Consider the following 12,375-nt stretch of genomic DNA (forward strand, 5'->3'; position numbering starts at 1 on the left):
GGACAAAGTGCAGATGGATTTCAGCGACAGCCCGGAAGAAGCCGCGTTCCGCGCCAAGGCGCGCGACTGGCTTGATGCCACCGCGACCCGCCGCAATGGAAGCGAAAAGGCCCAGGACCATTTCATGGCCCGCGACGCCGACGAAGTTGCCCGTGCGCGCGACTGGCAGGCACGAAAGGCCGACGCAGGCTGGGCGGGGCTGACATGGCCCCGTGCTTTCGGTGGGCGTGACGCCACTCCGATCGAGCAAGTGATCTGGAATCAAGAGGAAGGGCGCTACGCCGTCCCGCCCAACGTCTTTCTGATCGGGATCGGGCTGGTCGGGCCTACGGTCATGATCCACGGCACCGAAGACCAGAAAACAAGATTCCTGCCCCGGGCTCTCACGGGCGAAGACATCTGGTGCCAACTTTTTTCCGAACCCGCCGCCGGGTCCGATTTGGCCGGTATCCGCACCCGTGCACGCCGCGAAGACGACGAATGGGTGATCTCCGGTCAGAAGGTTTGGACCTCGGGGGCGCATTATTCCACTCACGGCATCCTGCTGGCGCGCACCGATCCACAGGTGCCCAAGCACAAGGGAATGACCATGTTCCTTGTGGACATGTCCGACCCGGCCATCGAAACCCGTCCTATTCGCCAGATTTCGGGCAGCTCCAGTTTCAACGAAGTGTTCATCGACAACCTGCGCGTGCCAGACAGCGCCCGCTTGGGCGGTGTATCCGAAGGGTGGAAAGTGGCGCTGACCACACTCATGAACGAACGGTTCAGTATTTCCGTCGGCCGGGCCAGTGGCGGTGCGCGGGCCGAGGAATTGATTGATCTGGCTACCCGTGTCGAACGGAACGGTCGCCCGGCCATCGAGGACGACGAGGTGCGCGCGCGCATTGCCGATTTCATCGCGCGTCAACGCGGACTGGAATTCACCTCTTACCGGGTCATGACGTCGCTTTCGCGCGGCCAGGCACCGGGTGAAGAGGGCTCGATCGGCAAGCTGTTGCTGGGCAAGCTGCGGCAGGAAATGGGCGCTTTCGGGATGGATCTGGCGGGAACTTCGGCGGGCATATCAGCCAAGGTCGGGGATGACGTGGCGCGCTGGCGAAACGAATACCTGACCGCGCCGGGCAACCGGATCGCGGGGGGATCGGACGAGATCCAGCGCACGATCATTGGCGAACGCATTCTCGGGCTGCCGCCTGAAATACGCGTCGACAAGGATGTCGCGTTTTCAGAGCTTTGATCTGAATGGGCGCCACCCGGGACCAACGACCAACAAGGAGGAGAATATCATGAAGTTCAAGATAACCGGGATCGCTGCCGCATGCCTGGCAATGGCCACCTCGGCTGGCGCGCAAGACATCGATCTGCCTGACGTGATCGCTTGGTCGGCCTATGACACGGGATCGGCCGGTCATGCGCATTCCATAGCCATCGGCAACATGATGCGCAGCAAATACGGATCGACGGTCCGCGTGCTTCCGGGGCGAAACGACGTCTCGCGGATGACGCCGCTCAAAAACGGGACGGTCGATTATTGCCTGTGCGGCATCGCCTCCTATTTCGCTGCCGAAGGGGTTTTCCTTTTTGCTGCGCCTGAATGGGGCCCGCAGCCGATCCGCGCGGTGCTTCAGGCTGTCGGCGACTACGGTCTGGGTGTCGCCGTCGCGGCCGATGCCGGCATCGAGACGATTACGGACCTCAAGGGCAAACGGGTCGGTCGCGCCGTCAGTTCGCCGGCGATCGATGTCAACATGGAGGGGCTGCTGGCCTTTGCGGACCTGACATGGGACGACGTGGAGGCAGTGGAATTCTCGGGCTATGTGAACACGCTCCAGGGCATTCTCGAAGACCGTGTGGATGCCGCCTTTGCACTGACGACGACCACCGTAAACTACCAGATCGAGTCAAGCCCGCGCGGCCTGAAATGGCTTGAAACACCCGCGGACCAGACAGAAGCATGGGAACGCTACACCAGCGTAACGCCCTTCGTGACACCGCATATGGTGTCTGTGGGGCCGGGCATCGACCCTGCCTCCCCACTGCCCATGGCGCAGTACCCCTATCCGATCCTGGTCACTAACTCCGATCAGGATTCCACCGAGGTGCGCAACATCGTAGCCGCGCTTGACGCAGGGTTCGACGATTACAAGGATGCCGCCCCCGGTGCCAATGCGTATGCGATTGATCGCCAGATCCTGTCTTGGGTGATGCCATGGAGCGATGGCAGCGTTGCCTACTTCAAGGAAAAGGGTCTGTGGACACCGGAAGCCCAGGCAAACCAGGACAAATTGGTGGAACGGCAAGAGGTGCTCTTGCGGGCCTGGGGCACATTTGTCGGGGACGCTCCAGAGGGTGAAGAAGAATTTGCCGCTGCATGGATGAAAGCCCGTGCCGACGCACTGGAAGCGGCCGGCCACGAAGTCTTTTTCCGCTGATGCGACACAGCGCGGCGCCCCACAGGCGCCTTGCACAAAGCAACGCAGCACAAAACTGGAATACGGGCATGGCACAGGAAACACAGGAAGCGCCGGCGCAACCGACCGGTATGGGCACCCTGCCCGCGTTTGTTCGCTGGTCGCTCGTCGTCTCGGCGCTGCTTTTGACCGCGGCGTCGGTCAACCATCTGTTCAATCTGGGCTTCTTCATGAACGTCCGGTTGCTTGAAATTCACTACCTCTACGTGATGCTTCTGCTGACGCTGCCACTGGTGTTCCTTGTCTTTCCCTGTTCAAAGTCAGATCCTTACGGATCGACGCGATGGTGGGATTACTTTCTGGCCCTGCTGGCCCTGATCACCTGCGCCTTCTTTGCCTACTACGGGCGCAGCGTGGTGAACAAAGGGTGGGATTTCGCCGCTCCTCTTAATGCCGTGATCGCCAGCTTCGCCTTCTGGTTCCTGCTGCTCGTGGCCGCGCGCCGCACCGGCGGCTGGACGCTGTTCGCGGTAATCCTGGTATTTTCCATCTACCCCATGATCGCCAACTATGCGCCCGGCCCGATCCAGGGCTTCCAGCGCTCGCCCGTCGAAACGGCGATCTTCCACGCGATGAGCGGCGAAAGTGTGCTGGGCATACCGATGCGCAGCTTTGTCAATCTTGTCGTGGGGTTCATGATCTTCGGCGTTGCGATGCAACATACCGGCGCAGGTCCGTTTTTTATCGACATCGCCTTTGCCGCGCTCGGAAATGTCCGGGGCGGGCCGGCCAAGGTAGGAGTTCTGACCAGCGGGCTGACCGGTTCGATGAGCGGCAGCGTGATCACCAATGTGCTGACGACCGGATCAATTACCATTCCAGCGATGAAAAAGGTGGGGTTCAGGCCCACTTATGCGGCGGGGATCGAAGCGGCGGCGTCGACGGGGGCGGTGCTGATGCCCCCTATCATGGGCGCCACGGCCTTTGTCATGGCGACATTCCTGGCGACCGACTACACCAACATCGTTGTGGCGGCGGTGCTTCCTTCGCTGTTCTACTTTTTCGGCCTGTTCGCACAAATCGACGCATACTCGGCGCGCAACGGACTGAAAGGCGTTCCGCGCGCCGACCTTCCCAGGATCGGCAAGGTGCTGCGCGAAGGCTGGTACTTTCTCGCCGTCTTCGGGCTGCTGATCTGGATGTTGCTCTACCTCAAGCGCGAGGCGATCGCTCCATTCTATGCGACCGCGCTGCTTCTTGTCCTGAACCAGCTGCTCTCAAAATCACGCTGGGGGCGAAAGGAGCTGATGAATTTTCTGATCGCCACGGGACAGTTGTTCGTCGAACTTGTTGCCATTCTTGCGGCGGTCGGGCTGATCGTCGGCGGACTGGCGGTGACCGGGATGTCCGGGACGATCTCGAACGATCTGCTGTTCATCGCGGGCGGCAACATCTTTCTGCTTCTGCTGCTGGGGGCTTTGACCAGTTTCATTCTTGGAATGGGCATGACCGTGACCGCCGCCTATGTGATTCTGGCGGTGTCGCTGGCACCCGCCCTGGTCGCCGGCGGGCTCGATCCGATCGGCGTCCATTTATTTATCCTTTACTGGAGCATGCTGAGCTATATCACCCCCCCCGTCGCGCTCGCGGCTTTCGCCGCGGCGGCCATCGCCCAGGCCAAACCCTTTGCGACGGCCTTCGAAGCGATGAAGCTTGGAAGCATCGTCTATATAATTCCCTTCTTCTTCGTCCTTGATCCGGCGTTCATCCTGCAAGCCGGTCCACTCGAAAGCCTGCTTACGGTTCTGCGCGCCGGTCTCGGCATTCTGCTGATCTGCGCCGGTATTCAGGGGTATCTGTTTGGCGTCGGGCGGATCGAAACCGGACTGCCAGGAACAATCGCCCGCGTCCTTCTTGGTATTGCCGGTCTGGCCTTCGCCTTTCCCTCGAACGCGGGTCTGGCGGTTCCGATCCTCGGCGCGGTGGGCGCAGGTGCCGCTATGGCGGCAGTGGCTGTCGCTTTGGTGATGGTCTCGGCCAAGCAGGAGACAGCGTAATATGAGCGCACAAGACGGCAGACCGGACATCCCCGCCCCGTTCAACGCATTGCTCGGCGTGCGCTTCGTCTCGTGGTCCGATGGCAAAGCCGAGCTGCGGTTGGCCATCGGACGCGATCACCTGAACGGCGCTTTTTCGGTGCATGGCGGTGTCTACGCGACCATGCTGGACAACGCGGTCACCTTTTGCGCGGCCTACGCGGGGGATGGCCGCCCAGGTCATCGCTGCCTTACGCTTTCGCTTACCACCAGTTTCGTCGCCCCGGCGACCGAAGGAGACACGCTGACGGCCCGCGCGCGCATTGTCGGGGGCGGACGCAAACTGGTTTTTGTACAGGGCGAGATCTTCAATCAGGACGGGCACCATCTGGCCCATGGCGATGCCGTGATCAAGCGGCTCGCACCACCGTCGTGACCACCTGAGTGAACCGATGGTGAGCGAGACCAAACAAACGAAGGACAAAAGGAGACAGAAATGATCAACCCGATGGCATTGGACAATCAAGTGGTTATCGTCACAGGCGCCGGACAGGGTATCGGCCGCGGTGTGGCGGCGCTGTCGGCAGAGCTGGGCGCCAAGGTCGTGGTGAACGATCTGAACGAGGACGGCGTCAAGGAAACCGCCGAACAGATCGGTGGCAATGCCCGCGCCATCGTGGGGAATGTGGCCGACCCGGACTTTCCCGGGAAGCTCGTGAAATTCGCCTTCGACGAATTCGGCGACATCAACGGGCTTGTGAACAACGCCGGGATCGTGCGCGCCGCGATGATCCACAAGATGGACCGGGCCACCTGGCAACAGGTCATCGACGTGAACCTCACCGGTGTCTTCGCCTGCCTTCAGGCCGTGGGGACCTATTACAAGGACCGGGTCGAAAAAGACCCCGAAAGCGCCGCGCGCCGTGCCATCGTGAATATCTCATCCGATGCCGGGCGTCGCGGCACCATCGGTCAGATCAATTATGGCGCGGCAAAATCCGGGGTTCTGGGCCTGACAATGAGCGCCGCGCGTGAATGGGGCCGTTACCGCATCAACGTCAATTCAGTCTGTTTCGGAATGGTCGAGACACCAATGACTGAGACCATCCGCTCTGAAAAATTCGCCGACAGGTATATGGCGCAGATTCCGATGGGACGGATGAGCACCCCTGAAGAAGTCGCGCAGCCCGTCTGTTTCCTGTTGTCCAACGCGGCATCCTATATCACCGGCCAGCACCTGAGCGTGAACGGTGGCTTCCACATCGGGTTCTGAGATGGCCGGCATTGGACAAGGCCCAGGGCCGGACGCCGTCTTCGCCGCGAAGCTGGCCGAGGGCGTCTTCGAGATTCAGAAATGTGGCGGCTGCGGCACCCATGTATTCCATCCGCGCGTGATCTGTCCGGCCTGCGGCAGCGCGGATCTGGGATGGTTCGCGCCAACCGGGAGGGGCACCGTCTATGCGCGAACGGTCGTGCGCCGAAAACCGGAACGAGGCGGCGATTACAACGTGGTTCTGGTGGACCTGGAGGAAGGGGTACGAATGATGTCGCGCATCGACGGTATCGCGCATGACCAGATTGTCGCCGGGCTGAAAGTAACCGCGTCGATCGGCGAAGGCGCCGAAGGTGACCCCGCCGTGGTTTTCCGGCCAGAAGGAGAAGCAAATTGAGTTTACGGGGAAAAGCCGCCATCGTCGGTGCAGCGCTGGCAGGCTGCGGCGAGGCCCATGGCAAAAGCTCGATGGAGATCACAATCGAGGGGGTGCACGGCGCGCTTGCCGATGCGGGGATCGCACTTGGCGAGGTCGATGCCGTTGCCACCTGCCAGCCGCTGGATATGCTGTCGGGTCTTACACTGGCGCAGGAATTGGGCTTGAACCCCAGGTTCACGATGAACAACCGCATGGGCGGCTCGTCGTTCCTGTCGCACACGCTCTGGGCCGCGATGCTGCTCGAATTGCGGCTCGCTGATACCGTGTTGATCTGCTACGGATCGAACCAGCGCACCGCCTCGGGCAAGCTGATGACTGCGCTTGGCCTGCCGACCTACGAGGCCCCCTACCGACCGTTGTTCCCGCTGTCGTCCTATGCGCTGGCCACAGACCGTCACATGACGCAATTCGGCACAACGCGCGAACAGCTGGCCGACGTGGCGGTGGCGGCCCGGGCCTGGGCCCAAAAGAACCCCGACGCTTTCATGCGCGATCCTCTGACGCGCGAGGATGTCATCGCCTCGCGGCCGGTTTCCGACCCTCTGCGGGTGCGCGACTGCTGCCTTGTGACCGATGGCGGTGGCGCGATTGTGATGCGCCGGGCCGAGACGGCCAAGGATCACCCCAGACCTCCGGTGTATTTGCTGGGCGGCGGCGAGGGCACGACGCACCGCGACATCTCCGAAATGGCGGACCTGACCGTGACCGGCGCTGCGCAATCAGGGCGAACGGCCATGGACATGGCGGGTGTCAAACCCGCGGACATCGACGTGGTCCAGCTCTACGACGCGTTCACCATCAATGTGATCCTTTTTCTAGAAGATCTGGGCTTTTGCAAGAAAGGCGAAGGCGGTGCGTTTGTGGCGAACGGCGGCATCGCGCCTGGCGGCCACCTGCCGGTCAATACCAATGGTGGCGGCCTGTCATGCGTGCATCCCGGGATGTACGGCATCTTCACGCTGGTCGAGGCGGTGCGGCAACTGCGCGGCGATGCTGGCGATCGCCAGATCGGCAGTGCCGAACTGGCCCTGGCCCACGGCAACGGCGGTGTCCTGTCCAGCCAGGTGACGAATATCCTGGGCACCGAAGCCACCCTCTGAACAGACGAAGGAAGCAATGAAGCGGCCCTTCTTGCGAAGGGCCGCTGTGTATTCAGGCCTGAAACGGCTCAGTTCGGGTAGGTTGCGAAGTCGATCTTGGAATAAATCTCCTGACGCAGAAGGTCTGCATAAGGCTGATGATTGTCCCGGATCGGTTGCAGCGGCTCAACCAGACCGTGCCATTTCTCGATCAGCTCGCGATAGGTTGCGATCAGCGGTTCCGGATCTTCGATGCCGCGTTCCTCGCGCGAGATGCGGGCGATCTCTTCAAGATCGGCGGTGCGGAAATCAATGAGATCCTGAAGAAACTCAGGCGACGGCTGGTGTACCTGCAGGCCAAGCCCACCCGCCTCTTTCAGCACGTCGAGATCGTCGGTTTCGTAGTACACCTCGGTCTGCGCCACGGCCTCGGGTATGTTCTTGACGAATTGCTCGCGTTGCTCCGGCGAAAGTGAGATCCAGAATTTCGGGCCGGCGGCAAAGATCGAACCGGAATGATAGGTGCCCAACGGCAACTCCGTCAGGTGCTTGGCAACCTCGATCAGACTGTGCCCCTTGAGCGCACCGACCGGCTGCACCGCAGCGGTGACGACACCGTGGCTCATCGTGTCGTACATCTCGCTCGACGGCACGTTTACCGGCTCTGCCCCAAGGCGTGTCGCCCAGCGGTCCCAGACCGACCCGCCCGTGCGCAGCTTGACCCCTTGCATATCGCTGATTTCGACGATCGGCTTGGTGGTCAGCAATACATAAGGCGCAGTGCTGATCCCGCTCAGCGCCACCATGCCGTTCTTTGCGAACTCGTCCTTGCACGGCTGGCAGTGCAGCATCACGAATTCGCTGGTCGCGCCGGCCATGGCATAGTGGTCCTCGCCCAAAAGAGCGAGATCGGCGACGAGCTGCGCATAGGGCATTTCCGACCTGAAATAGGTCAACGCCAGCAGACCTACATCGGCGACGCCGTCGCGCAGGCCGGACAGTGTTGGCTTGGGGCCAAGCAAGGCGCCGCCGGCAAACAGCTTGAAGTCGAAGGCATCCGGAAATTCAGATTCGGTCATTTCGGCAAAGGCGGCATGGCCACGCGATGTCGCGTGATTGGGTGACGTCCAGTTGGATATAGTCACCCGCTTTTCGGCCAGGGCCGGTGTCGCCGCTAGAACGGTCGTCGCCGCCAGCGCGGCAAACGCATTGGTCAGTTTCATGTGGTCTCCTCCTCTTTTTCAAGACCCCGCTATTGCGCGGGGTTCGTCACGGCCGGGATGGCCAAATCAGTTGCCGAGCTCTGGCAGGAACATGATCAGTTCGGGAAAGGCGACCATGATGATCAGGACCACCACATCCGCAGCCAAAAACCACAAAACACCCTTGAAAATCAGTGAAATCGGGACCGCATCACCGACGATGCCCTTGATCACGAACACGTTCAGCCCCACCGGTGGGGTGATCAGAGCCATCTCGACCAGCTTGGTTGCAAGCACGCCCAGCCAGATCAGGCTGATATGGTTCGCCTCGTAGATCGGCAGAAGGATCGGCAGCGTCAGCAGCAGGATGCCCAGCGGATCGAGGATCATGCCCAGCAGACAAAAGATCACGGCCGTGCCGAAAACCAGCATCACATAGCTGGCCCCCATATCAATCACCAGGTCGGTCATCGCTTCGGGGATACCGCTGATCGCCAGAAACCTCGAAAACAGGTTGGCACCGACCGCGATGATGAAGATCGCCGCAGTCATTTTTGCAGTGTCCATCAGCGCGATCCTGGAAACTTTCCAGTTCAGGGTGCCGCGCGCCGCCGCAATCACGAAGGACAACGCCGCCCCGACAGCCCCGGCCTGCGTGGGTGTGAATATCCCGGTGAACAGACCGCCGAAAACGCCCACCACCAGCAAGATCACGGGCCATGTCTCGCTCAGGGCCTCCAGCCGTTCGGACCATGTCGCGCTTTCGTCGAGCGACGGCGCGAGCGCGGGATTGATCCACACACGAACGATGATCACGGCCCAGTACCCCAGCATCGTCAGTACGCCCGGCACGATCGCGGCCAGAAACAGCTTGCTGATCGCGACCTCGGCAAAAATACCGTAGATGATCAGAAGGATGCTCGGCGGGATGAGCGACCCCATGGTGCCGGCTGCGGCAACCACGGCGGTACTCAGCCCGGGATCGTAGTCGCGCTTCAGCATTTCCGGCACCGCGATCCGGCCCATTGCCGCGGCGCAGGCCAGGCTGGAGCCGGCCGCCGCCGAAAACAGCGCCGCGCCGCCCACGCTGGCGACCGCCAGCCCGCCCGGCAGGAATGACAGCCAGACCCGGGCGGCCTTGAAGATCCCGCGCGTGATGTCGGTCTGGTAACAGACGTATCCCATCAACAGGAACATCGGGATCGAACTGAGGGTCCAGTGCGCGGCAAAATCATAGGGCACCGCCGTCAGCAGGCCGAAAGCCGCGCCGCTTCCCAGCATCGCCCAGAACCCGAAGAAGGACACGATACCCAGCGCGACCGCGATCGGAACGCGCAGCAAGACCAGCAGGATGACAGAAACGATGCCGCAAAGGCCGATCTGGAAAAAGCTCACCGTTCCACTCCTATTCGTACATGTCGTGATTGGGGCCGGCCATGCCAGCGTCGGTGAAAGGCCTCTGGATCAGCTTGGCCAGCAAGAGCAGAACCATCAGCCCCGCACCAAGAGGCAGACAGAAGCGACCGGGCCAGACGGTCACCGCCGCCATGCCCATGGATTGCTCGCCGATGAGGTATTTTTCGACGGCATCGATCCAGGTCTGCCAGGTGAGCAGCCCGTAGAACACCGCAGACAGCGCCAGAGCCAGCATGTCGAGAGCGGTCCTCGCCCCCGTCGGGAGCAGATCGTGGATCAGGTCGACCTTGATGTGCTCGTTGGTGTATTCGACGAAGGGAAGCGGCAGAAAGACCAGCCCGACCATGTAATAATACGACACGTAATCCACCGTGCCCGGCAGGGGCTCGGCGATGAACTGGCTCAGGATGACATCGAGCGTGACGTGGACCATCATCAGGGCCGCCAGGGCAGTCGCAATATAGGTGATAATCCGCGACACCCTGCCAAGTCGTGCAATGACTGTTTCCATCACTATCTCTTCCCTGTCGTAAAAAGGGCCAATCCGCTTGGTCATACGCCACGGAAAACCGGTTTTCTCTTGCTCAGAAAGGCGTCGATGCCTTCGGCGTGATCCGCGCTCTTGATGATTTGCCCCTGAATGATGGCTTCTGTTTCAAGAAAGCTCTCCAGAGACGGTTGCATCGCGGCGCGCATCAGCCGCTTGGTACCGGCCAGGGCAAAGGTTGGCCCCGCGGCCAGGTCTGTCGCATAGTCCAGGGCCGCCCGGTCGAGGGCATCATCGGGATGAACCTGGCTTGCCAATCCCAGGCTCAGGGCTTCATCCGCCGGCACCATCCGCGCTGAGAAGGCAAGGTCCGTCGCACGTTGCCGACCGATCAGATTCTGAAGGAAAAACGCCGCGCCGCCATCGGGGGCCAGCCCGATCTTGCGAAAAACCTGACCGAATCTTGCCGTCTCGGAGAGCAGGATAACGTCGCAGGCGAGCGCCATGCTCAGACCGATCCCGACCGCCGGACCGCGCACCGCGGCAACCACAGGCTTCTCGCAATTGAATATGGAAAGGATCATCTGGTGCGCCCTGTACAAGCGCGCCCGATCACCCCAGACATCGTCCTTGCCCATGGTCGAAATATCCGCACCCGCACAAAAAGCGCGGCCCTCGGCCCGCAGTAATACGGCGCGAATCCGCGGGTCAGTTTGGATATCGCGAAACGCGTCCAGGAGTTCGACGCGCATGTCGAGGGTCAGCGCATTCAGCTTGTCGGGCCGGTTCAACGACACGACGGCCAGACCTTCTGAGTGTTCCACAGTGATATCGCTTGTCATGACCACCCCTCCCTTTGGCGAAGATTCGTCAGTCAGTGAACAGCGCCCGAGCAATCCCGTTCTTATGTATCTGGGTCGTTCCCCCGGTGATCGTCAGCATCCGCACATCCCTCACCATCCGCTCCAACGGAAGCGAACCGAAATAGCCGTAGCCACCGAACATCTGCATGGCGTCATGGGTGACGCGCTGTGCCATTTCGGTGGCCTGAACCTTGGCGATCGAAGACAATGTTGGATCGGGCTGGCCGCGGTCGATCAGCGACAGCGCCGTATAACACAACGACCGCGCGGCCTCGATCTGCACCTTCATGTCCGACATCATCCATTGCAGCCCCTGCATCTCGGACAGCGCCTTGCCGAATTGCCGGCGGGTCTTCATGTAGTCGCGTGCAAGGTCGAACGCCCCCTCGGCGACACCAAGCGCCAGTATCCCCATGCCGACGCGCGTGGCGTTATAGACACCCAGCGGGCGGACAAAGCCGCTGGAGTTGCCGGCCAGCCCTTCGGTCACGACGTTTTCGGACGGCACCCGCACATCGTCGAAATGGATCTCGCATTCGTTGCAGCCGCGCGCGCCCATCTTCTGTTCAAGAATATGGACCGAAACGCCGGGGCTTTTGCGGTGCACCAAAACGGTTCCGATGCCTCGCGCGCCTTTGCTTTCGCAGAACCGAGCATAGACCAGAAGGTAATCGGCCCTGTCGCCGAAAGTGGTAAAGATCTTGCCGCCGTTCAGCACAAACCCGTCCCCGTCCGGGCGCAGCGATGTCGTCACCGCGGTGGCGTCCGACCCGGCCTCGGGCTCGGACCAGGAGATCGCGCATTCGATCTCGCCCGCGGCGAAGCGGGGCAGGAAAGCCTGCTTCAACGCCTCGCTGCCGCAGGTGGCGATGATCCGGGGCGAGACGTTCTGATCGTGAACGATCAGCGCGGTATTGAAATCCACCTTGGCCAGTTCTTCGATCACGAGATAGCAATCCACCAGCGGCGTACCGCCACCGCCGTATTCTTCGGGAATGGTCATGCCCAGATAGCCAAGCGCGCCCAGGCGATGGTGGTTTTCCTCGGGGTAGATGCCGTCGCGGTCCCAGCGTGCGGCGCGGTCCCGGAATTCCCCGAGCGCCAGTTTGCGCGCGGCATCCTTGAGAGCGACCTGTTCTGTCGTTAGCAACGAGGGATGCATCCGC

Annotated in this window: 12 protein-coding genes; 7 read left to right on the plus strand and 5 right to left on the minus strand. The window is 61.5% G+C overall.

Translation table 11 applies throughout. The features are described from left to right. Positions 1–13: 13 nt before the first annotated feature. The 7 genes from CDO87_RS24555 (at position 14) to CDO87_RS24585 (ending at position 7,262) form a co-directional block, all read left to right on the plus strand. Positions 14–1,240 carry an acyl-CoA dehydrogenase family protein gene (locus CDO87_RS24555; RefSeq protein WP_027264340.1) on the plus strand — a complete coding sequence of 409 codons (1,227 nt, stop codon included), beginning with the start codon at positions 14–16 and terminating at the stop codon, positions 1,238–1,240. 49 nt (positions 1,241–1,289) lie between these two features. Continuing rightward, positions 1,290–2,435, plus strand: coding sequence for a TAXI family TRAP transporter solute-binding subunit (locus tag CDO87_RS24560; RefSeq protein ID WP_027264339.1), 1,146 nt, complete (start codon positions 1,290–1,292; stop codon positions 2,433–2,435). Positions 2,436–2,503: 68 nt separating this feature from the next. Further along, positions 2,504–4,471, plus strand: a complete 1,968-nt coding sequence (locus CDO87_RS24565; RefSeq protein WP_027264338.1) for a TRAP transporter fused permease subunit — start codon at positions 2,504–2,506, stop codon at positions 4,469–4,471. A gap of 1 nt (position 4,472) precedes the next feature. After that, positions 4,473–4,886 (plus strand): PaaI family thioesterase, encoded by a 414-nt coding sequence (locus CDO87_RS24570; protein ID WP_036051569.1) that lies wholly within the window; start codon positions 4,473–4,475, stop codon positions 4,884–4,886. A gap of 60 nt (positions 4,887–4,946) precedes the next feature. Next, positions 4,947–5,723, plus strand: a complete 777-nt coding sequence (locus CDO87_RS24575) for an SDR family NAD(P)-dependent oxidoreductase (RefSeq protein WP_027264336.1) — start codon at positions 4,947–4,949, stop codon at positions 5,721–5,723. Between the two features lies 1 nt (position 5,724). Next, a complete protein-coding gene (locus CDO87_RS24580) occupies positions 5,725–6,120 on the plus strand; it encodes a Zn-ribbon domain-containing OB-fold protein (protein ID WP_027264335.1) in 396 nt (131 codons plus the stop codon). Continuing rightward, positions 6,117–7,262 carry a thiolase gene (locus tag CDO87_RS24585; RefSeq protein ID WP_027264334.1) on the plus strand — a complete coding sequence of 382 codons (1,146 nt, stop codon included), beginning with the start codon at positions 6,117–6,119 and terminating at the stop codon, positions 7,260–7,262. The genes CDO87_RS24580 and CDO87_RS24585 overlap by 4 nt, the downstream gene beginning before the upstream one ends. Positions 7,263–7,330: 68 nt before the next feature. On the opposite strand, the gene CDO87_RS24590 is transcribed toward CDO87_RS24585, so the two are convergent. The 5 genes from CDO87_RS24590 to CDO87_RS24610 form a co-directional block, all read right to left on the minus strand. Next, positions 7,331–8,464, minus strand: a complete 1,134-nt coding sequence (locus tag CDO87_RS24590; protein ID WP_027264333.1) for a C4-dicarboxylate TRAP transporter substrate-binding protein — start codon at positions 8,462–8,464, stop codon at positions 7,331–7,333. A 66-nt stretch (positions 8,465–8,530) separates the two neighbouring features. After that, positions 8,531–9,838 carry a TRAP transporter large permease gene (locus CDO87_RS24595; RefSeq protein ID WP_027264332.1) on the minus strand — a complete coding sequence of 436 codons (1,308 nt, stop codon included), beginning with the start codon at positions 9,836–9,838 and terminating at the stop codon, positions 8,531–8,533. 10 nt (positions 9,839–9,848) lie between these two features. After that, complete coding sequence (locus tag CDO87_RS24600; protein ID WP_254698503.1) at positions 9,849–10,295, minus strand: TRAP transporter small permease; 447 nt, start codon at positions 10,293–10,295, stop codon at positions 9,849–9,851. Between the two features lie 116 nt (positions 10,296–10,411). Continuing rightward, positions 10,412–11,188 carry an enoyl-CoA hydratase/isomerase family protein gene (locus tag CDO87_RS24605; protein ID WP_027264330.1) on the minus strand — a complete coding sequence of 259 codons (777 nt, stop codon included), beginning with the start codon at positions 11,186–11,188 and terminating at the stop codon, positions 10,412–10,414. A 28-nt stretch (positions 11,189–11,216) separates the two neighbouring features. After that, on the minus strand, positions 11,217–12,359 hold the full coding sequence (locus CDO87_RS24610; protein WP_027264329.1) for an acyl-CoA dehydrogenase family protein: 1,143 nt from the start codon (positions 12,357–12,359) through the stop codon (positions 11,217–11,219). Positions 12,360–12,375: the final 16 nt, after the last annotated feature.

Origin of the sequence: Sagittula sp. P11 (assembly GCF_002814095.1) — a bacterium.
Lineage (GTDB): Bacteria > Pseudomonadota > Alphaproteobacteria > Rhodobacterales > Rhodobacteraceae > Sagittula.